This is a genomic window from Phycisphaerales bacterium (genome assembly GCA_040217175.1).
Taxonomy (GTDB): Bacteria; Planctomycetota; Phycisphaerae; order Phycisphaerales; family UBA1924; genus JAHCJI01.
Genome location: JAVJNT010000002.1, coordinates 1,563,934 through 1,584,102, shown reverse-complemented (window position 1 = coordinate 1,584,102; position 20,169 = coordinate 1,563,934). Strand labels below are relative to the sequence as shown.

Below are 20,169 nucleotides of genomic sequence, written 5' to 3'. Positions count from 1 at the left end.
GGCTGGTCCTTACGCCTGGATCTGGCGGACCTTGAGCTGGATGCCGTCGGCCGAGATGACCTTTACGCGCGAGCCGCCGGGGATGTAGCCGCTCTCGGCGACGGCGTCGTGCCGCTGGCCCTCGATCTTGACCACGCCGATGGGCCGCAGGTCGGTCTGGGCCATGCCCTCCTGGCCGACGAGCGCGATGCGCAGCGCGTGCGAGGCGTTGGACGCGTCGCCGGACGGGTCGTCCGGGTCGGGATTGCTGAGAATGAGTCCCTTGCCGATGGGCGTGTACGGCAGGACCTTGAACCCGAAGTACGTCGCCGTCGGCGCGATGACCAGGACGCCCAGCATGCCCGTGATGCCCCACGCGGTCTCGTAGCTCCACAAGCAGACCACGCCGGCGATCGCCACCACGAGCGCCACGATGCCGATGATGCCCGCGCTGGGCACGAAGAACTCCAGCAGCCCCAGGAAGGCCGAGATGCCCAGCAGCAGCAGTCCCCATACCAGCAGCGGATCCATCAGGCGTCCTCCCGGCCATCGTCGACGCCGTCTTCATCGGCATCTTCGGGGGACGACTCCGGCTCGGGGGCCCGCTCGACGACCACGCTGAACGCCGTCGCCTCGATGACGCGGACGCGCTCTCCGCTTTCGATGATCGGCCCCACCGATACGACGTCGACCAGGTCCTCACCGAACTTGGCCCGGCCGGAGGGACGCAGCACGCCCACGGCCTCGCCGATGGCTCCGACGGTCAGCGTGGTCGAGGCCGTTGTCGACGTCGGGACCATCGCGTCGAAGAACGACGGTGCATCATCGTCGTCGGCGGGAACGCTCTTGAGGATCAGCCTGTTGAGTCCCGGGATGCTTCCGAGATTTCGCGCAATCAAGAAGATGATGACGCCCGCCGTCGCCAGCGAAAGCAGAAGAACGACCACGCCCGTGAGCAACTCGCCCTGGGTCTGGAAGCTGCTGCCGCCGGTGAACGTGCCGAGCAGCCCGACGAAGACCAAGACGGCGCCGATCACCCCAGGCACCCCGAGCCCCGGCACGACGAACACCTCGACGAGCACCAGCACCGCGCCCAGGCCCAGCGCGACGAACTCCCACCAGCCCGCCATGCCGACCATGGCCGCCGGCGCAAGCAGACCGACCAGTGCCAGCAGGCCGATGGCGCCGAACACGCCCAGCCCCGGGCTAGCCATCTCGATGAAGAAGCCCACGACGACGCACACGAGGAGGAGGCCCTGGATCAGCGGATTCGACAGGAAGCGTGCGATGACGAACCAGAAGTTCTCCTCGTATCGCTGCAAGGACGTCGCACCGAAGTAGGCCCGCAGGTCCGCATCGCTCTGCACCACGCGGTTGGCCACGTCGTATCGCACGAGCTGGTCGCTGGTCATGGTGACCGGGGCCCGGCCGTCCGTCACGTAGGCCACCACCCGCCAACCGCCCCGATCCGCCTCGCTGAGCGTCGGACGCGTCGTCGGCACCGCGAGCCCCTGGCTCACGCTTGTCTCGGGCTTTTCTTCGAGAGCAGCTAGCCCGGGCGATGCCGGCCGGAAAGCGGTCGCGTCGCCCGGCTCGACCGACCCGGGAGCCTGCGCCTCGTCGGCTCGCGCCGTCTTGGTGAGCCCGGTGCCCGCCGACGGAATCTGGGGCGTGCGCACTTCCGGCGGTTCGCCGAAGAGCAGGCGATACTCGGCAAGGTCAACGAACATCCGCTCGCCCGCGGGCTGACCCTCCGGGCCGGGACGCGTGCGCTCGATCATCCAGAGCTCGACGCCCAGCGACACGAAGCCCTGGACGAGCTTCTCGTCGTAGCCGTTCCGCCGGGCCGAATCGACGAGGTCGACGAGCAGCGGCGCGAGGATCTTCTGCTTCTGATCCTCGCTCATCTGCTGCAATCCGAAGAGCTGCGACACCTGGATCGGGATGGCGTCGCCCAGCGTCCCCGGATCAGCCGTCACGATCTCGTCGCAGGCCATCGCGATGATCGCGCCGCCGCTGAACGCGGTGTAGTTCACCCAGGCGACGATCGTCGGTACCTGGCTCGTCTTGAGCAGGTTGCTGATCTCGAGCACCGCGCCGACCTCGCCGCCGGGCGTGTCGAGCTCGATCACCACCGCCTGCGCGCCGTCGTCCTCGGCCCGCTGCAGGCGCTGCTCGAGGCTCTTCATCGTGAACCGGTCGATCGCCGTTCGGATCGGGAGCACGATGACTTCCTGGGCCTGCCTCGACGCGGGCACCGAGGCCGTTGGTGCGGGGCCGGCTTCGCTGCCGGCCCCGTCCTGGGCCACGCCAGCCTCGACGACCACGAGGCACGTCGCGATCAGCGAAAGCACGACCAGCCGGAAGGCCCGCCAGGGATGGAAGGAGGTTGTTCGCAGCGGATTGGTCATGCGTGGAAGTATATTGCGATCGAACGGGGCGCCCGCCATGGTCACCTTACGTTTGGGAAGCCCGACCGGTTTGTTCCACCGACCATGCCAGCCGATCATCGCGGCAGTCGATGTGCACCGCGAACAGGCCCGGCAGGCCCGGCCGGTGGGCGTCCGGACGCGCCAGGTGCTCGTGGTCATGGTCATCCACCAGGGGCCAGATGACCGAGCGATCGGTCTCGGGCAGCGGGAGGTCCGAAAGCTGTCCGGGCTCGAACCACCGCAGCCGGCCCTCGCTGATGTCCTGCTCTGGCACCTCGACCGGCCCTAGCACGCGGAAGTAGAACATCAGCCAGTGGCCCTTGCCTTCGAACGCACGCTCGCTCACGAGCCCCTGCAGGTGCAGCCGCTCGATGGGCACGTCGATGCCGGCCTCTTCCTGGATCTCTCGCCGGGCGCACTGGTGGGGAGATTCACCGAGCGCCGTATCGAGCTTCCCGCCGATCGGCGAGCACAGGCCTTGATTGGGCGACTTGCGACGTTCGATCAGCAGGACGCGGCCCCGGCGGTCACGGAGATCGCAGAGGCACGCGAGTCGATACGGTAACGCGTCGTGGTCGGGCATCGGGGCCGGAAGGCTAGCCGGTCCTGCGTCCGAACGGAGGCGCTCAGGAGAAACGTCATGGCGCGAGCAGTGTTCAACGGGACCGTGGTGGCCGAGTCGGACAAGACCGAAGTCGTCGAGGGCAACCACTACTTTCCGCCCGATTCGATCAAGCGTGAGTACTTCCAGGACAACGCCCTGACCACCAACTGCCCCTGGAAGGGGGAGGCCAGGTACTACGACGTCGTAGTCGACGGCAAGACCGCCGAGCACGCCGCGTGGTACTACCCCGAAGCAAAGCCCCAGGCCAAGAACTTCGAGGGCTACGTGGCGTTCTGGCGCGGGGTTGAGGTCGAGGGCTGATCCCATCCGAGCCCGGAGCTTCCGAGCCCAAAATGAGATCCGCCCCGGGTGGTGCCGGGGCGGATCGAGTGGCTCGCAGCATGATGGTGGTGGTGGGAACTGCCGCGGAGCCGGTGGTGTCCTGGGTGAGCCGTCGGGATCGCCCCGAGGGCCCTTCGAGCAAGAGCGGAATCGACGATCGAGGGGGACCACGCCGGGGCTCGTCCATGAGCCCCTCGCACGACTGCGTGTGTCACCCGCTGCCTTGCGGGCCCCTCGAAATGCGCTCGCCGCCGATCAGGACGGGTCGCGCCGCGAAGCGTCAGCCGTGGCCGGCGCCCCTCTCTCTCCGACTTCCGATGGCATCCATTGGCTGGACGCCGTGATTCGCCTTGACCCGAGCCCCGGCTGCCTCGCGTCCTGCGAAGCGGCTGAAGGCCCGTGTCTCGTCCAGGGTTGCGATCACTTCGAATCGACCTTTCGGACCAGGTTGGGCAAGTCGGCGAAGCGCCTTGCTCGATCCGCTTGCCAACCGTCCTGGTCGTGGATCTCCAGCCGGTTCCGCACGCCGACGACCACTACCGCACGCCCGAGCCCGGTCATCTCCAGGTGCTCCTTGGGCAGCATGATCCGGCCTTGGCCGTCGACCGTCAGCATCTCGGCCAGGCCATACAGCGTGGCCTCGAGCTCGCCCTCGTCCTCGTTGGGCGTCAGGCTCTCGGCGCTGAGCTGCGCGAGCCGCTCGAACGTCTTGGCCGGATACAGCCTCAGGATGCCGTTGGGCCAGGGCACGCAATACCACTGGTCGCCCTGCTCCTCGGGGTCCCACTGGTTCCGATGCTTCTTGGGTAGCGAAAGACGCAGCTTGGCGTCGATGCTGTGCTCGGCATGTCCGGTGAAGAGCATCGATAGGGGCACTCACGGAGGGCATTACGTGGGATTATGACCCACTTCACCCCACAATGCAACACAATCTGTGCCCGATTTCGGCGATTCTTCACAATTCGATCCAATCAATCTCCGAATATGGTAGATCTGATCGGGTTGTGTTCACAAGTGACGTGCTGGGGATCCGCAACGGCCCGATATCCGTACACTCGGGCCCGACCCCCAACTCCGGGAGATCGCGTGACCGAGACGAATTTCGATCCCGCTCGGCAGCGGCTCATCGCCGAAGCCTGTGACCGACTGCCGACCGGCCTCTACTTGCTCTTGGCCCGCCACGACGGCGATCGGGCCGGCATCCTCGCCCTTGGCGTGCACCTGTGCGCGACCGAGCCGCTGCTCGTCTGCGTGCCCGTGCGTCGCGGCCACCGCATCGAGCCGCTCATCCGCGACTCGAGGACCTTCGCGATCTCGAGCGTGTCACCCGAGGACCGCATCATGCGGCGACGCTTCGAGCGCTATCCCTCGGCCGAGGAGTACCACGATCCGTTCGACGCGCTCTCGGTGGTGACGCTGGAAACCGGCGCGCCAATCCTTGAGTCGAGCGCGCTTGCCTTCGACTGCGAGGTGGTTCGGCACGTGGACATGGACGCCGATCACGAGCTGTACATCGGTCGCGTGGTGGCCGCGCGGCTGAACGGCGACGCGCCAGCGACGACGCGGCCCTCGGAGATCGGCCAGCTCCATCTCGACTGACGCCTACGCGCCCGGTTCGACGGCCCGACGCATCTGCTCGCCGCGCTCGATCAGCGCGCCGGCCGCGTCCTGCTCGACCGACACGGGCTCGAGCTCGTAGTGCCACTTCACCCGGGTCTCGATCGGGAAGGGCAGCAGCACGAAGTCGATGGGCGGGTACTCGTACCACGGCGCGTTTGCCCAGGGCGCGGCGCTCAGCGGCTGGTAGCCGTCCTTGCGGAGGCGCAGGTCGTACTGGCCGTAGTAGCGAAAGCCGACCTCCAGCGGCGTCGCCCCGACCTCGACGCCATTGAGCGTAACGAGGGCCCCGGGCGGCTCGCTGGTCACCACGATCGTGCGCGAGGTGCAGCCGGCGAGGAACGCCAGTGCGATGACCACAGCCGTGCGCGCGATCACGGCCTTGGCTCCGTCGAGGTGCCGCCGCCCGGCCGGCGACGCCGGCGGATCGAGGGCGGCGCGTCGGGCGTATCGAACTCGTCGCCGCGGAACAGCCCGCCCAGGTAGGTCTGGCGGACGAGCTCGTTCTTGATGAGCGGGCCCGGGGCGCCCTCGGCGAAAACCTTGCCGTCATTGATGATGTACGCCCGGTCGCAGACCTTCAGCGTCTGGTGGACGTTGTGGTCGGTGATGAGGCACGCGATGCCCGCGTCGCGCAGCATGCGGATCTCCTGCTGCAGGTCTTCGACGGCGATGGGGTCGACCCCGCTGAAGGGCTCGTCGAGCAGGATGATCCGTGGGTTGGTGACCAGGGCCCGCGCGATCTCGAGCTTGCGACGCTCGCCGCCCGAGCAGGTCCGCGCCTTCTCCTTGGCCTTCTTGGTCAGGCCGAAGCGGTCGAGCAGCTCGGCGGCCTTTTGCTTGCGCTCGCTGCGAGAGAGCGACAGCGTCTCGAGGATGGCCAGCAGGTTTTGCTCGCACGTGAGCCGCTGGAAGACGCTGGGCTCCTGGCTGAGGTAGCCCATGCCCAGGCGAGCCCGCTTGTACATGGGCAGGGGCGCCACGTCCTGGCCGTCGAAGTGCACGTTGCCCTCGTCAGCGGCGAGCATGCCGATGGTCATGCGGAAGCTGGTGGTCTTGCCCGCGCCATTTCGGCCCAGCAGGCCCACGATCTCGGCCCGACCGACGGAAAAGCTGACGCCGCGCACGACCTCGCGCCCGTTGAAGCTCTTGTGCAGGTTGGTCGCTTCGAGCAGGGGCACGCCGGCCAGAGTTTAGCCGCACCCCGGGCCCAGCCCGTCCAACTGGGTCAGGCCGCGCTGGCGGCGGCCCGCTCCTCGGCGGACTTCATGAACCGGAAGCACATCGGGTAGCGGTAGTAGCGACCCTTCGCCCCGGCGATGCTGGCCTGGATCGTGCCGACGAGGCCCAGGACGATCAGGGCGGGCATGAACACGACCAGGCCCGCGCCGAACGTCACGATGCCCACCGCGATGGTGCCCACCGTCCAATAGAGCGTGTAGCTCAGGGCGAAGTTGAACATCTCCCGCCCGTGGTCGGCCACGAACGGACGGTTCTTGCCCGGCACGTGCATCACGTACAGCCCCCAGGCGATGGCCAGCGGCGCGATGGCACCCGTGGTGACGACGGCCGCCAGCAGCGGACCCAGGTGCGTCCAAAGCCCCCACTGGCAGTCTTCGTCGGAAGCCATGGGCTCGACGTATTCCTTGCCGTCGGTCGCGGGCGGGTTGTCGTCGGTCTTTCCGATGTTCATGGCGAAGGCTGCGGCGTACATGGGGCGGCTCCGGGACCGGCTCCGGTGGTCTCGCCGGGGCGGGGGCTTCGGGGGAGGACTCTCGATTGTTGGGCGGGGCCGCCGCCGGGTTTCAGGGCCCCGGGCCCATTACAAAGCCCGGGGGGCCGAGAACCCGAAGAATGGGCCGTGCGAGGATTCTTCGCTGGCTGGCTCTGGTTCTGCGTTCTCATGGGCTGCGGCTGCGCGATGAAGCCCGAGACGGTGAGCCGCTGGCCCGACGCCTCGGGCCGGGTCGAGTCGACGCCGGGCCGCGGACTGGTCGCCGTGAGCGTCGCCGTCGACCCGGTGCTCGCCCCGTTGGCGCGGCGGCTCGAGCCGCTGTATGAGGGCGCGAGGCCCGGCGTCGATCTCTTGCTCTATGAGGGAGCTCGAACGGCCCGAATGGACCAAGCCGACTGGCTGGCCATGCGGCTCGACCGCGGGGCCGAGGCCGACGCCTACCTGAGCGAGAGCGTGCACCAGGTCGCCGACCTGACGCGGACGCCCATGGGCGAGGGACCCTGGCTCGGCAACACCCTGGCGGTCGTGGTGGCCAAGGGCTCGACCCTCGATCGCCGCGAACTGGCCCAGGGGCGGGCCCCGGTGCACGTGGCCCTCGAGCGGACGGCCCTGGGCCGCTGGACGCGGGCGTCGCTGCGCGAGAGCGGCCTGTGGGGCGAGGTCGCGCTGGCTTCGGGCAACTTCGATGGCGGCGAGATGATCGTCGAGCGCGTCTCGTACTTCGCGAAGCGATCGCCGCCCGAGCAGTCGTTCGGCGTGGTCTTCGGCAGCGACGCCGACGCGAGCCGCGTGCGCATTGTGGGCTACCTCGACCAGCCGCGCGGCGACGCAACGGTCCACCACGCCGCGTGGTTTACCGATGCCGGCGCGGAATTCGTGCAGTGGCTGGTGCAGGACGGCGACGCGCTGCGGACGGCGGCCCGCATGGGCTTCGTCGTACCCGAGGACGGGCGGTGAGCTCGAAGCAGCTGGCGGGGCTGCTCGTGGTGGCGCTGCTTGTGGCCGTCGCGAGCGTTTCGGCGATCGGCGTGGTGTCGTGGCCGGCGACGATCGTCGCCGTCGCGAGCGTGTGGGCCACGGCGGGCGTGCTGGCCGGGGCGTACCTGGCGGGGGCGTGGGGATGGGGCTCCCTGGCGTTGCGATGGATGGAAGACCGGACGGCGGCGGCCTGGCTCGCGCCGGCGGTCGGGCTGGGCATCTTGCTGGCGATCAGCCATGCGATGGGCATGCTCGGGGCGTTCGAGCTGTTCGGGGCAGGCGGGCGGCGGTTCGTCGCGGGCGGGCCGGTGGTGCTGGGGTTGGTGCTGCTGGCCGCCGACCTACTGAAGCGCCGCGGCGACGACGGCGCGAGCGTGCATCCTGCGGCGCTGGCGCTCGTGCCGGGCGTCGCGGTGCTGGTGGTGGCGTCGGCCAGCCCGCCCGGGTGGCTGTGGGCCACCGAGGGGCTGGGCTACGACACGCGGAGCTACCACGCCCAGCTCCCGGCCGAGTGGCTGGCCGGCGGCCGGCTGGGGCCGCTCGAGCACAACGTGTACTCGCACCTGCCGGGATACGTGGAGGCGGCGTTCTACCACCTCGCGGCCATCGCGGGCGAGCACCCGGCGGCGGGCTCGGGCGTGGGGCTCATGGCCTTCCAGTGCCTGAGCGCGGTCGTGCTGCTGCTGGCGGTCGTACTCGTCGGGCGCGCCTGCTGGCTGGTCATCCCGCAGGATCACGCCTCGCGCGCGGGCGTCGCGACGTGCGTGGCCGCCATCGTGCTCGCGACGCCTTGGATGGTCGTGACGGGGAGCCTGGCGTACAACGAGCCGGCGGTGCTGGCCCTCGGAGCGGGAGCGTTGCTGGCGACGCTCTCGACCGGCTCGAACATGGTCCGGTGGGCGCTCGCGGCTTTTCTCGTCGGATCGGCCTGCGCGGCCAAGCCCACGGCATTGTTCATGGTCGGGCCGGTCGTCGGCGCGGTACTCGTCGTGACCACGCCCGTGCGCGCGTGGTGGAAGTGCGGCGGGCTCGGCGTGCTCGTGGGCATCGCGACGCTGCTGCCCTGGCTCGTGCGGAACGGAATCGCGACGGGCAACCCGGTGTTCCCGCAGCTCGCTGGCGTGCTGGGCGAAGGCCACTGGACCGCCGAGCAGCACTCTCGATGGGCCCGCGGGCACGCCTTCGACGGCACGATGGTTGATCGCGTGAAGTTGATGTTCCTGCCCGATCCGAACGGACCATTCCCCGGCGGGTCGTCGATGCGCGGACTCTTGCATCCGCACTGGGGCGTGTTCGCCGCGGCGTGCGTGCTCGCTGCGGTCATCGCGCCGTTCGTGCGCCGGCACCGGGTGGTCTTCGCGCTCGCGGTCGGGCTGGGCTTGCAGTTGCTCGCGTGGCTAGCGCTGACGCACATCCAGAGCCGGTTCCTCGTGCCGATCGTGCTGGCGGGCGGGCCGCTCGTCGCGGTCGTGCTCGCGCGGTTCGGGAGGGCGGGGTTGTGGGCGGCCGTGGCCTTCGCGGTCGTGCAGTCGGGCTGGCTGGCGTGGTCGTACTCGAAGGAAGGCCAGGGGCAGCCGGGCATCTTCATCGCGCCCGGGCCGGCGTGGTTCACGGGCGAGCTCGAGCCCGAGGCCTCGCCCCACGGCGTGGTGAACTTCCGCCTGCCCGAGGGCTCGGGCCGGGTGCTGCTGATCGGAGACGGCGCGCCGCTCTACTACCTGGGCGATCCCGCGTACGCGACGACGTGGGACGCGGGGCTGCTCGTACGGGTCGTGCGAGACCACCCCGACGATCCGGCGGCGCAGGCGCGGGCGCTGAAGGACGCCGACGTCCGTTGGCTCGTCATCGACGAGATGGAGCTGAGCCGGCTGCGCGACTCGGGCTGGCTCGATCCGGTGCTCACCCCCCGCGCCGTCGGCGAGCTTGCCTCGCGGGGGACGCCTTCGGGCTACTGGCCCGGCCCCGGGCCGCTGGGGCGTATCCTGATCGACCTCGGTCCGCCGTAACGCCCGCCGCGCATGGATGACGACGCACAGCAATCGCAAGAGTCAGCCTTGCCCCCGAGGTCCGGGACCCGGATCGCGTTGCAGGTGGCGGGCTTCCTCATCGGCATTGCGCTGCTGGGCTGGTGCGTGCGGCTGGCGCTGAGCGAGGAGAATCGCGAATCTCTCAAGCAACTGGCCGACGCACCGCCGGGCGCACTGGCGTCGCTCATCGGCCTGAGCGTCGTGGGCGTGGTCGCCAACGGATTGATCTTCTGGGCGGCGCTCCGGCCGGTCCGTCGGATCGCGCCGCTGGACGTCATCGCCACGAACGCGCTCGCAACGTTCCTGGCGAACCTGCCGTTCAAGATTGGACTGCTGGCGCGCATCGCGATCCACAATCACCGCGACAAGGTACCGATGGCGATGATCTTCGGATGGTTTGGCGCGGTGACGGCGACGCTGCTGCTCGTGAGCGCGTCGCTCATCGCGGCCGGCCTGCTGCGCGGCGTACTGGGTGCGTGGACGGTGCCGCTGGCCTTGGCGCTGATGGTCGTGCTGTCGGTTGTCACCGTGTTCGTTGCCAAGCGGCTGAGCGGCAAGCGCGGGCACCGCCGGCTGGCCCGGCTCATCGGCCGCGTCGGCGGCAGGCGCGCCCTGAAGCTCGCACGCACGCAGGTCATCCGCGAGCTGCACATGGGACTGGACATGCTTGCGAGCGGACGGTGGATCGCGGTGGTCGTCTTGATGCGCGGCGTCGATTTCGCCGCGCAGGCGTGGCGATGGGTCGTGGCCGGTGAGCTGGTGGGCGCCGACGTCTCCCCCACCGACGGGCTGCTCATCTCGGGCGGGCACTTCCTGGCCGGGGCGCTCTCGCCCGTGGGCATGCTGGGCTTCCGAGAGGGCGCGGCGATGGGCACGGCCGAGCTGCTGGGGCTCGACGCGCGGGGCTTCGCGCCCATTGCGTTGCTGACGGCCGGGGCCGAGCTCGTCGTCGTCATCGCCGGCGCGGGGCTGGCCATCGCCTGGCTGCGGCTCGATCGGGTGCTGAGAGCCCGATTGGGCCGCACGACCACCCCACGGGGGGCGTAGCCTCGGCAGATGCGCGTCGCCCTGGCCCCCGTTAACCCGACGATCGGCGACCTTCCGGGCAACGCCGCGCTGATCGAGCGGGCCGTGCGTACATCGGGCGATGTTGATCTGGTGGTGCTGCCCGAGCTGGCGGTGTGCGGGTATCCGCCGCGAGACTTACTGTACGAGCGTGGATTCGTCGCGGCGTGCTACGAGCGGGCGATGTCGCTGGCGTCGCTGAGCGCCTCGGGGCCGACCATCGTCGTCGGGTGCCCGATCCATATCGGCCAGGGCGTGCGCAACGGGCTGCTGGTGTTCCAAGAAGGCAAGCTCGCGGCCACGTACGCCAAGCGTTTGCTGCCAACATACGACGTGTTCGACGAGGACCGCTACTTCGTGGCGGGCGACGCGACCTGCGTCGTTGAGGTTGGTGGCGAGCGTGTGGGGCTTGCGATCTGCGAAGACCTGTGGATGGGCGACGACGCCGGCCAGCACTGGCGGTACCAGGACAAGGCCGACCCGGTGGCGGCCCTCGCCGCGGCAGGGGCGAGCGTGATCGTCGCGCCGTCGGCCAGCCCGTTCGTTGAGGGCAAGCACGAGCGGCACCTCGCGCTGGTCGGCGAGCACGCGAAGCGGCACGGCCTGTGGGTGCTGGGCGTGAACCAGTCGGGCGCCAACGACGACCTGATCTTCGACGGGCACGCGATCGCGTTCGACCCAACCGGCACGCTCCGGGCGGCCGGTCCGCGGATGGGCAATGGACCGACGATCGTCGAGCTCTCCGAGGGCGCTCCCGAGGCGCACGATTCGATGATTGAGGCGGGTCGGGACGTTGCGCTGGGCGAGGCGCTAGCCGTGGGCGTGCGCGACTACGTCCGCAAGACCGGCTTCGGGCGCGTGCTCATTGGGCTGAGCGGCGGCATCGATTCGGCCGTCGCGTGCGCCGTGTCCGTCCGGGCGCTCGGGCCCGACAACGTGCTCGGGGTCGCGATGCCCGGGCCGTACTCGTCGGACCATGCGCTCGCCGACGCCAAGGCGCTGGCGGCGAACTTGGGCGTGGAGCTCGTGGAGCTGCCGATCGCCGCGCCGATGGAGGGCTTCCGCTCGGCCGTCGACGGCGTGTTCGAGCGCCTGGGCGAGCCAGCGCTGGGTGCGGCCCAGCCCGACGTGACAGAACAGAACCTTCAGAGCCGGATCCGCGGCACGTCGATCATGACGCTGAGCAATCGTCTGAACGCGCTCGTCGTGACCACCGGGAACAAGACGGAGCTTGCCGTGGGTTACTGCACGCTCTACGGCGACATGAACGGCGCGATCGCGCCGCTGGCCGACCTGCCGAAGATGCGCGTGTATGAGCTTGCGCGCGCGATGAACGCCAAGCCGGACGCGTTCGGATTCGATCGGCCGCCGATTCCTGAGAGCACGATCAGCAAGCCGCCGAGCGCCGAACTGGCGCCCGACCAGCGCGACGACGACACGCTCCCGCCGTACGACCTGCTGGACGAGATCGTGGTGATGCGCGTCGAGCAGCGGCTGGGCGTTGCCGAGATCGCGGCGGAGACCGGATGCGACGAGGGCACGGTGCGGCGCATGTGCCGGCTGATCGCGATCCACGAGTACAAGCGGCGGCAGTATGGGGTGGCGCTGAAGATGACCCCCGTGGCGTTCGGACCCGGGCGGCGGATGCCCATCGCCCAGGCGTGGATGGGCGAGCCCCGTCGAGAGGCTCCCTAGGATGGTCGCGTGAGCACGGTGGGTTCGATCATCGAGGGCGCTTCGCAGCGAAAGCCCGTCACGCTTGCCACGCTTGGCCGCATGGCGAGGCAGGACGAGCCCTTTGCCTGCCTGACGTGCTACGACGCGTCGATGGCGCAGCTGCTCGAGCAGGCGGGCGTCCATCTCCTGCTGGTCGGCGATACGGCGGCCGAGGTCATTCTCGGACTTCCGCGGACGATCGACATGCCGTTCGAGGTCTTGCTTGCACTGACGGCGGCCGTCAAGCGCGGCGCGCCGGGCACGGTCGTCATGGGCGACATGCCCTTCATGACCTACCAGGCCAGCCCCGACGCCGCGATCGAGAACGCGGGGCGGTTCCTCGTCGAGGGCAAGGCCGACGTCGTCAAGCTGGAAGCGGACGAGACGTTTGCCCCGCTGGTGAAGCGGATGGCCTCGGCTGGCATCCCGGTGTGCGCGCACGTGGGCAGCAAGCCCCAGCACGTGGCGCTCACGAGCGGCTACAAGGCCCAGGGCCGGACCCGGGAGGACGCCGACCGCGTGCTGCGCGACGCAAAGGCGCTCGAGGACGCGGGGGCGGCGATGCTGCTGGTCGAGGCGGTACCCAACGAGGTTGCCGACGAAATGGTCGCACGATCCAGGGTGCCGGTAATCGGCATCGGAGCGGGCCAGGGCTGCCACGGGCAGGTGGTTGTCCTGCACGACGTTATGGGTCTCCTTGAGAAAACTCCGGGCTTGGCCCAGCCGGTGGCGAACCTCGGGCCAGTCATCCGCGAAGCGGCTATGCAATGGGTGCGTCGGGTAGCCGAAAGAAACTTCGGCGGAAAGACGTTCGGCATGCGTGACGGCTGAGGCCGGCGCTGCCGGGCTCCGGCCCGGGCGGCATCTTGGTGGTTCACGCGTCGGCAGCCGCTGATGGCGTGTTCCCGGACGGTTGGGAGGCAACCTATGCGACGATTCATCACCCTTGGCCCCGCCGCGGTGGTGCTACTGACGGCGCTCGCAGCGCTGCTGGCGGCGCCCGAGATCATGCAGCGGACCGAGGCCAAGCAGGCCGAGGCGCAGGTGACGCTCGCGCGGCAGGTCCTGGGCGAGGACGACATCCTCGAGCGCATCAACCGCGCGACGCGGGCGATCGCCCGATCGGTCGAGCCCGGCGTGGTGCACCTGATGTCGGCCACCCGGTTCCGGTCCGGGGCCGCGGGCTCGGGCTGGGTGTACGACGATGAGGGCCACATCCTGACCAACGCGCACGTCGTTGGCGGCTCGGACGTCGTCCGCGTCCAGCTCTACACGGGCCGCACGATGGATGCCGACGTCGTCGGTGTGGACGTCTTCACCGACATTGCGGTGCTCAAGGCCGAAGATCCGACGGGCTTGGTGGCATTGCCCCGCGCAACGGGCGAGATGCCCCAGCAGGGCGACCGCGTGTTCGCGTTCGGCTCGCCGTTCAACTTCAAGTTCTCGATGAGCGAAGGCATCGTCAGTGGTCTCGGCCGCGATCCCAACACCGGTGCCGCTGGCAGCGCGTTCACGAACTTCATCCAGACCGACGCGGCGGTGAACCCGGGCAACTCGGGCGGCCCCCTCATCGACGTGCGTGGGCGCGTGATCGGCATGAACGTGGCCATCGCGACGGGGCGTTCGGGCGACTCGCTCGCGAACCCGAGCGAGGGGCAGAGCGCGGGCATCAGCTTTGCGATCCCGCTATCGACGATCGAGTCGATTGCCGATCAGCTCATCGAGACCGGTGAAGTGGCTCGGGGCCGGCTCGGCATCGCGTTCGGCGGAGGATTCCGCGGGCAGCGAGAGATCGTCGACGCCGGCGTCTCCCGCGGGATCGGCGTCGTCGTGGGCCAGGTGACCAGCGGCGGGCCGGCCGAACGAGCCGGCATCCAGGACAACGACGTGATCGAGAGCATCGGCGGTCACCCGGTGCCGACCCCCGACATCTTGCGCGCCGTTGTGAACACCATGCGGCCGGGCAAGGAAGTGTCGGTACGGGTGTGGCGCGATGGCCTCCCCATCGACGCGACCGTCGTACTCGACGAGCTCGACTCGATCAACGCCATCGGCCGACCGGTGCAGCTGATGCTCGACGAGGTGCTGGGCCTGGACATCCGCCTGGACAACCAGGGGCTCGTGTACGTGCAGCGGACCGCGGACGACTCGCCCGCTCAGCGGGCTGGACTCGAGCGAAACCAGCAGATCGTGGAGATCGATGGCACGACCATCGATAGCTACACCGAGTTCCTCGATGCCATGGCCGCCTCGCGCGTTTCGCTGGGCCGACGCATGACCGTGCTCGTGCGAGATCCGGGCGAGGAAGCAACCCGCGAAATCTCTATCCGCGTTCGGCCCTAGCCGGGCGAAGCTTCTGCGGTGATCCGGATCGTCACGAGATCTCCGAACTCGGGGGTACGCTCGGGGTGAGCGATCCATCGCGGTTCTTCGATGAATGAGTCGGGGCTCATGGCTCTCCGCAGGGCAACTAGTTCGCTCCCGAACGTGTGGAAGCCGACAACGAGGCCCTCGGCGTCGGCCACGTAGCGGTCCCCTTCGAAGAGTGAGCCGGCGAATACCCAGTTAGCTTTCGCATCAAACGATTCGCCCGTGTCGGCGTGGACGATGTAGTCGGTGATTGGCGCGCCGGGAGGCGGCTCGTCGCGCTCGCGGTAGGTCACGCGCACCGGAGCGCCGGTGGCAGGGTTCATGATGGCGCGCGTGCCGTCCCACGAGACGCTGCCTGGGGCGCCGGGCTCCAGGGCCAGCGTGACGAGGGCGGCGTGGATCGTGCTGGGGCGGACGCTGGTGACGATGAGGGCCTCGTGGTCCTTGCCGCTGGTGGGCGTGACGGCGATGCACTCGAGGTAGCGGACGAGCGTGTAGCCGGTGCGGTCCCGCTCGCGCACATCGATGGGCACGAAGCCGTCGAGCTCGATCCATCGCTCGCCGCGGTTGAGCCGCAGCCCCTCGGCGAGCGTGATCGTCTCGGCCGGCTCGGTCTTCGGCGGCGGGACTTCGGTTCGAACCGGAGCGGGCTCGGACACGGGCGTGGGCGGCGTGGGATCAGTCGGCTTGGGTGGGCTGCACGCGCTGAGCATCAGCAGCGATCCAGCGATGCACCAGATCGACGAACGCCGCGCCGCGGGCCTCGTAGTTGGTGAACTGGTCCCACGACGCACAGCCGGGGCTGAGCAGCACGGCGTGGCCCGGCTCGCACCGCCCCACCGCCGCCTCGAATGCCCGCTCGAGCGTGCCATCGTGGGTCACCCTTCCGCCGGCCGCTCGGTCGCGGATGCTCGGGCCGGTCGCCCCGATGGTATGGAGCGAGCCGAGCGTGCGCGTGAGGTCGGCGATGGGCGCGAGATCGACGCCCTTGTCGGCGCCGCCGGCGACGAGGTGGATCCGCTCGCGCGGCGTGCGGTCGGCGAGCGCGTCGACGGCCAGCGCCGTGGCCTCGGGCGTCGTGCACTTGCTGTCGTTGTAGAACGAGACGCCGGCGTGGCTCGCGACGAGCTGCAGGCGGTGCGGCAGGCCCGGGAACGTGGCGATGGCGTCGGCGAGGCCCGCGCGGTCGTAGTCGATGCCGTGGCGGTCGAGGGTGGCGGTCGCGGCGGCGAGCGCCATGGCGGCGTTGGTGCGATTGTGCGAGCCGGGCAGGGCGAGCGAGGGCAGGTCATCGATGGGGCGCACACGCGTGGCGGTCGCCAGTTCGGGCCAGCGATCGCACAGCAGCAGGTCACCCGGCCGCTGCTGCTCGGCGATGGCGCGCTTGGCGGCCTCGTAGTGCTCGAAGGTCTCGTGCCAGTCGAGGTGGTTGGGCGAGAGGTTGGTCAGGACGGCGGTGCCCGGAGACCAGCCGCGCTGACCGAGCCAGTGGAGCATGAAGCTGGAGAGCTCGAGGACGATGAAGTCTGTGGGTTGGATGTTGGCTTCGAGGAGCGAGCCGCCGATGTTGCCGCCGAGGTGGACGCGTCGGCCCGTCGCTTCCAGAGCCCGTGCGATCATGGCGCTCGTCGTGCTCTTGCCGGCGGTGCCGGTGACGCCGATGACGCGCGTGCGTTCGGGCAGGCGGTCGATCACCAGGCCGATCTCGGTGGTGATGGGCACGCCGGCGCTGGTGGCGGCGTTCAGGTATGGATTCGCCCAGGGCCGGGCGACGGCCGGGCTGGCGACGACGAGGTCGGCACTCGTGAAGTCGCGCTGGTCGTGGCCGCCGAGGCACGTGCGCACGCCTTCGGGCAGTTGGGCGACCTGTTCGGCGAGCGCTTCGGCATCGGCCATGTCGGTGACCAGCACGCTGGCGCCCTGGGCGTGCAGCCACTTCGCGACGCCCAGCCCGCCGCCGAATCGGCCCAGGCCCATGACGGTGACGCGCTTGCCCTCAAGCGACGGCATCAGCCGACCGCGACGGCTTCTTTGGCGGTCCGTCGGGCGGTTTCGACCTGGCTCCGGCAATCGTCCATCACCAGGTCGAGCAGGCGCTGGGCCCGGGGGCCGGGGGTGCCGTCGCCGACGGGCTTGCCGTCGATCTCGAGGGCGCTCGTGACGATGCTGGTGGTGCCCACGAGCATGACCTCGTCGGCGCGCAACAGCTCGTCGACGCCCACGGGCCGCTCGACGATGCCAGGATCGAGCGCGAGGCAGCGGGCCCGCGTGGCGCCCTCGAGGATCGAGGCGCTATCGAGTGAGGGCGTCGCCAGCCCGCCGTCGACCGAGACGATGATGTTGCTCGCGCAGGCCTCGGTGAGCAGGCCGTCCTTGTGCATGGCCACTTCCTGGGCGCCCTGGGCCTGGGCGTCGTAGGCGGCCAGCACGTTGCCCAGCAGGCTGATGCTCTTGAGGTGGCCGCGGCTCCAGCGGCGGTCCTCGACGAGGGCCAGCGTGGTGGTCGGCGGCTTCTGGTAGTGGTCCATGGCCGGCTGGGGCGTGGAAAAGGCGAAGACCGTGGGCTCGCCCTGGGTGGTCATGGTCCGGGCCCGCACGGGCTCGCCGGGCGGGGGCGTGCCGCGGGTGACCTGGACGTACATGAACGCGTCGGCCAGCTCGTTGCGGCGGCAGAGCTCCAGGCAGATGCCCGGCAGTTCGCGCGGGTCCCAGTGCACGCGGCCCTCGGCCAGGCCGGCGGCCATGCGAGTGACGTGCCGCTCGGGGCAGATCACGGTGTTCTCGAAGACGCGGACGCCCTCGTAGACGCCGTCGCCGAAGAGGAAGCCGCGGTCGAAGACGCTGATATGGGCGTCGGCCGCGGGGAGAAACTGGCCGTTGAAGTAAACGATCACGGGGAAGAGTATCGACGCGCGGACTGGAAGAGATTCAGACTTCGCCGACAGGATTGCCCGGCGCTACCAGATGCTGACCGGATCGACGTCGATGGCCACGTTGGCATCGCTGACCAGGCCGTGCTGGGCGCGGATCTTGAGCAGGCCGTCCCGCAGGATGGCGGCGCTGGCGGCGTAGACCTCCAGGCCGACGCGGTACTCGTCGTGGGCCCGCTCCAGCGGGGCCGGGGCGGGGCCCTCGATCCGGGCCCGGTCCTCGAAGGCCTCGGCCAGCAGGCCGGCGATCTCGAAGGCCCGGGCCTCGGCCTTGGCGTACTGGCGGTCTCGCGCGACGATCCAGGCAGCTCTGGTGAAGGGTGGCAGGTGGGCCTGGTGCCTGACCTCGAGCTCGTCCGTGGCGAACCGCTCGTAGTCGTGGCTCGCCGCCGCCTGGATGCTGGGCAGGTCGGGGCTCAGCGTCTGGACGATGACGCGTCCGGGCTTGTCGCCCCGGCCGGCGCGGCCGGCGACCTGGCTGACGAGTTGGAACGTCCGCTCCTGGCAGCGCCAGTCGGCGATGCCCAGGGCCGTGTCGGCGTCGACCACGCCGACGAGGCGGATGTTGGGGAAGTCGAGGCCCTTGGCGATCATCTGCGTGCCCAGGAGGACGCGGATGGAGCCGTCGGCGATGCGGCCGAGCACGCGCTGGTAGTCGGCGGCGCGGCTCATGGTGTCGCCGTCCATGCGGGCCATCTCGGAATCGTCCAGACCCATCCGCTCGGCGAGTTCGTCCTCCAATCTCTGGGTGCCGCGGCCGAGAAGGATGGTCTTCTTGCCGCAGGCCGGGCAGCTCTTGGGCAGGGTCTGCTCGGCCAGGCAGTGGTGGCAGCGGACCAGGCCCCTCTTGCTCAGCACACCCTTGCGGTGGAAGACCATGGCGGCCGAGCACGAGTCGCACGTGAGCGTCCAGCCGCACATGGCGTCGGGGCAGGCGACCACGCGCGCGAAGCCTCGGCGGTTGAGGAGCATGACGGCCTGGCCGCCGGCGTTGAGCGTGTCGCGCAGGGCGCTTTCTAAGGTTGGCCCGAGCAGCTCCATGCGCTCGCCGCGTTCGCGGCTCTTCTTGCGTTCCTCGGCCAGGTCGACGACCTCGACGCGCGGGAGGCCGGCCGACCCCGGCGCGCGCGTGGGCATGCGCCAGAGGGTGGAGCGGCCGAGCTGGGCGTTGCGCCAGCTCTCGAGGCTCGGGGTTGCCGAGCCGAGCAGCACCGGGCAGCCTTCGATCTGCGCCCGCTTGATGGCGGCGTCGCGGCCGTGGTAGCGCGGGGCCTGGTCCTGCTTGTAGTCGCTGGCGTGCTCTTCGTCGACGACGATCAGGCCCACGCTCGTCAATGGCGCGAAGAGGGCCGACCGCGGGCCGACGACGACGCGGGCGATGCCCCGTGATACCGCGTCCCAGGCGCGGTGGCGCTGGCCGGCGCTCTGGCCCGAGTGCAGCACCGCGACGCCGCGCTCCCCCAGCGTCGGCGCAAAGCGGGCGATGAACCTGGACGAGAGCTGGGGCGTGAGAGCGATCTCCGGGACGAGCACGATGCCGCTCTTGCCCGACGCCAGCACGCGCTCGAGCAGCCGGAGGTAGACCTCGGTCTTGCCCGAGCCGGTGACGCCGAAGAGCAGGTGGGTAGCGAAGGCGTCGAGGTCGATGCCGTCGATCACGGCCCGCTGCTCGGGCGTGGGGTCGGGGGCGGGGCCGGCGTCGACCGCCAGCGGCGTGGCATCGTCGGTGCGCGCGACGACATCGGTGAGGGTGATTTCCTCGAGCAGGCCCATCGAAACGAGGCGGCGGATAGGCCCGGCGTTCTTGAGGCCGAGGCGGTGGACGAGGTCGCGTTCTTCGATGGGCCATGTGTCGGCGTCGAGTTCGCGCACGCCTTCGAGGGCCTTCCTGGTTGCCGGCGGGAGCTTGGCGTCGGTGTCGGTGCCCGTGGGACGCAGGGCCGTGCGCTGCTTGCGCCCAACCGCCTTCTTCACGGCCGCCGGCAGCATCGCGGCCAGGGTCATGCCCAGGGGGCAGGCGTAGTAGGCGCTGATCCAGCGGCCGAGCTCGAGCACGCCCTCGGGCAGCTTGGCCTCGCTGACGGCGAGCAGGCGGCGGACCTTGTGGGGATCGAAGCCGTCGAGCAGCTCGGCACCACCCACGCCGACGATGACGCCGCGCGTGGGCGCACCGCCCCGGCCGCCACGCCCGAGGGGCGCCATGCAGGCGCGTCCGATCATGGCGGTCGCGTCCTCGGCGCTCTCGGCGGGCGGCGCGTACGTCAGCGTCTTGCCGTCGATCGATCGCTCGAGCGCGACGGCGAGGAACGGGCCGGTGGGCGGAGGCGAATCGTCCTTGAAGAGGCCTTGGGGCACGAACGAGGGTATGGGCGGG

General features: G+C 69.9%; 18 protein-coding genes and 1 pseudogene. 8 read left to right on the top strand and 11 right to left on the bottom strand.

All coding sequences use genetic code 11. From position 1 onward, the window contains the following. Positions 1 to 9: 9 nt before the first annotated feature. The 3 genes from RIA68_13980 to RIA68_13970 are packed head-to-tail and all read right to left on the bottom strand — an operon-like array spanning position 10 to position 2,994. Entirely contained in the window at positions 10 to 510 is a 501-nt protein-coding gene (locus RIA68_13980; protein MEQ8318550.1) for an NfeD family protein, read from the bottom strand. After that, the gene (locus RIA68_13975) at positions 510 to 2,390 is read right to left on the bottom strand and encodes an NfeD family protein (GenBank protein MEQ8318549.1); all 1,881 of its coding nucleotides are present in this window, start codon (positions 2,388 to 2,390) and stop codon (positions 510 to 512) included. Before RIA68_13975 ends, RIA68_13980 begins: the two co-directional genes overlap by 1 nt. A gap of 46 nt (positions 2,391 to 2,436) precedes the next feature. Beyond that, positions 2,437 to 2,994 (bottom strand): NUDIX domain-containing protein, encoded by a 558-nt coding sequence (locus RIA68_13970; GenBank protein MEQ8318548.1) that lies wholly within the window; start codon positions 2,992 to 2,994, stop codon positions 2,437 to 2,439. 57 nt (positions 2,995 to 3,051) lie between these two features. On the opposite strand from RIA68_13970, the gene RIA68_13965 reads away from it, so the two are divergent. Then, complete coding sequence (locus RIA68_13965) at positions 3,052 to 3,336, top strand: DUF427 domain-containing protein (protein ID MEQ8318547.1); 285 nt, start codon at positions 3,052 to 3,054, stop codon at positions 3,334 to 3,336. Between the two features lie 441 nt (positions 3,337 to 3,777). Here the strand turns inward: RIA68_13965 and RIA68_13960 are convergent, their stop codons facing one another. After that, positions 3,778 to 4,233, bottom strand: coding sequence for a hypothetical protein (locus tag RIA68_13960; protein MEQ8318546.1), 456 nt, complete (start codon positions 4,231 to 4,233; stop codon positions 3,778 to 3,780). A 210-nt stretch (positions 4,234 to 4,443) separates the two neighbouring features. Here RIA68_13960 and RIA68_13955 point away from each other — a divergent pair, with 210 nt between their 5' ends. Continuing rightward, entirely contained in the window at positions 4,444 to 4,956 is a 513-nt protein-coding gene (locus RIA68_13955; protein MEQ8318545.1) for a flavin reductase family protein, read from the top strand. Between the two features lie 3 nt (positions 4,957 to 4,959). Here RIA68_13955 and RIA68_13950 read toward each other — a convergent pair whose 3' ends face one another. The 3 genes and pseudogenes from RIA68_13950 to RIA68_13940 all read right to left on the bottom strand — a co-directional run bounded on the left by RIA68_13950 (position 4,960) and on the right by RIA68_13940 (position 6,688). Further along, a complete protein-coding gene (locus RIA68_13950) occupies positions 4,960 to 5,352 on the bottom strand; it encodes a PEGA domain-containing protein (protein ID MEQ8318544.1) in 393 nt (130 codons plus the stop codon). Positions 5,353 to 5,438: 86 nt separating this feature from the next. Further along, positions 5,439 to 6,155 (bottom strand): annotated as a pseudogene (lptB, locus tag RIA68_13945) (LPS export ABC transporter ATP-binding protein). Positions 6,156 to 6,202: 47 nt separating this feature from the next. Further along, on the bottom strand, positions 6,203 to 6,688 hold the full coding sequence (locus RIA68_13940) for a DUF4870 domain-containing protein (GenBank protein ID MEQ8318543.1): 486 nt from the start codon (positions 6,686 to 6,688) through the stop codon (positions 6,203 to 6,205). A gap of 147 nt (positions 6,689 to 6,835) precedes the next feature. Between RIA68_13940 and RIA68_13935 the strand changes: the two genes are divergently transcribed. From RIA68_13935 to RIA68_13910, 6 genes are all read left to right on the top strand, one after another. Beyond that, on the top strand, positions 6,836 to 7,666 hold the full coding sequence (locus tag RIA68_13935; protein MEQ8318542.1) for a hypothetical protein: 831 nt from the start codon (positions 6,836 to 6,838) through the stop codon (positions 7,664 to 7,666). Then, complete coding sequence (locus RIA68_13930) at positions 7,663 to 9,693, top strand: hypothetical protein (GenBank protein ID MEQ8318541.1); 2,031 nt, start codon at positions 7,663 to 7,665, stop codon at positions 9,691 to 9,693. Before RIA68_13935 ends, RIA68_13930 begins: the two co-directional genes overlap by 4 nt. Positions 9,694 to 9,705: 12 nt before the next feature. After that, complete coding sequence (locus tag RIA68_13925) at positions 9,706 to 10,761, top strand: lysylphosphatidylglycerol synthase domain-containing protein (GenBank protein MEQ8318540.1); 1,056 nt, start codon at positions 9,706 to 9,708, stop codon at positions 10,759 to 10,761. A gap of 9 nt (positions 10,762 to 10,770) precedes the next feature. Beyond that, complete coding sequence (locus RIA68_13920; protein ID MEQ8318539.1) at positions 10,771 to 12,474, top strand: NAD+ synthase; 1,704 nt, start codon at positions 10,771 to 10,773, stop codon at positions 12,472 to 12,474. Positions 12,475 to 12,483: 9 nt separating this feature from the next. Further along, positions 12,484 to 13,326: a 3-methyl-2-oxobutanoate hydroxymethyltransferase gene (gene panB, locus RIA68_13915; GenBank protein ID MEQ8318538.1), complete on the top strand. Its 843-nt coding sequence runs from the start codon at positions 12,484 to 12,486 to the stop codon at positions 13,324 to 13,326. 96 nt (positions 13,327 to 13,422) lie between these two features. Further along, complete coding sequence (locus RIA68_13910; GenBank protein MEQ8318537.1) at positions 13,423 to 14,838, top strand: trypsin-like peptidase domain-containing protein; 1,416 nt, start codon at positions 13,423 to 13,425, stop codon at positions 14,836 to 14,838. Here the strand turns inward: RIA68_13910 and RIA68_13905 are convergent. From RIA68_13905 to priA, 4 genes are all read right to left on the bottom strand, one after another. After that, a complete protein-coding gene (locus tag RIA68_13905) occupies positions 14,835 to 15,578 on the bottom strand; it encodes a YdjY domain-containing protein (protein MEQ8318536.1) in 744 nt (247 codons plus the stop codon). The genes RIA68_13910 and RIA68_13905 overlap by 4 nt on opposite strands. Further along, complete coding sequence (murD, locus tag RIA68_13900) at positions 15,544 to 16,875, bottom strand: UDP-N-acetylmuramoyl-L-alanine--D-glutamate ligase (protein MEQ8318535.1); 1,332 nt, start codon at positions 16,873 to 16,875, stop codon at positions 15,544 to 15,546. Before murD ends, RIA68_13905 begins: the two co-directional genes overlap by 35 nt. Then, positions 16,875 to 17,759, bottom strand: a complete 885-nt coding sequence (locus RIA68_13895) for an aminotransferase class IV (GenBank protein MEQ8318534.1) — start codon at positions 17,757 to 17,759, stop codon at positions 16,875 to 16,877. The genes murD and RIA68_13895 overlap by 1 nt, the downstream gene beginning before the upstream one ends. 63 nt (positions 17,760 to 17,822) lie before the next feature. Next, positions 17,823 to 20,150 (bottom strand): primosomal protein N', encoded by a 2,328-nt coding sequence (gene priA, locus RIA68_13890; protein ID MEQ8318533.1) that lies wholly within the window; start codon positions 20,148 to 20,150, stop codon positions 17,823 to 17,825. Between the last annotated feature and the right edge of the window lie 19 nt (positions 20,151 to 20,169).

Coding starts and splice junctions, on each gene's coding strand:
- RIA68_13980 (MEQ8318550.1), bottom strand. CDS start 510: ATGGATCCGCTGCTGGTATGGGGACTGCTGCTGCTGGGCATCTCGGCC.
- RIA68_13975 (MEQ8318549.1), bottom strand. CDS start 2,390: ATGACCAATCCGCTGCGAACAACCTCCTTCCATCCCTGGCGGGCCTTC.
- RIA68_13970 (MEQ8318548.1), bottom strand. CDS start 2,994: ATGCCCGACCACGACGCGTTACCGTATCGACTCGCGTGCCTCTGCGAT.
- RIA68_13965 (MEQ8318547.1), top strand. CDS start 3,052: ATGGCGCGAGCAGTGTTCAACGGGACCGTGGTGGCCGAGTCGGACAAG.
- RIA68_13940 (MEQ8318543.1), bottom strand. CDS start 6,688: ATGTACGCCGCAGCCTTCGCCATGAACATCGGAAAGACCGACGACAAC.
- RIA68_13925 (MEQ8318540.1), top strand. CDS start 9,706: ATGGATGACGACGCACAGCAATCGCAAGAGTCAGCCTTGCCCCCGAGG.
- RIA68_13920 (MEQ8318539.1), top strand. CDS start 10,771: ATGCGCGTCGCCCTGGCCCCCGTTAACCCGACGATCGGCGACCTTCCG.
- RIA68_13910 (MEQ8318537.1), top strand. CDS start 13,423: ATGCGACGATTCATCACCCTTGGCCCCGCCGCGGTGGTGCTACTGACG.
- RIA68_13905 (MEQ8318536.1), bottom strand. CDS start 15,578: ATGCTCAGCGCGTGCAGCCCACCCAAGCCGACTGATCCCACGCCGCCC.
- murD (MEQ8318535.1), bottom strand. CDS start 16,875: ATGCCGTCGCTTGAGGGCAAGCGCGTCACCGTCATGGGCCTGGGCCGA.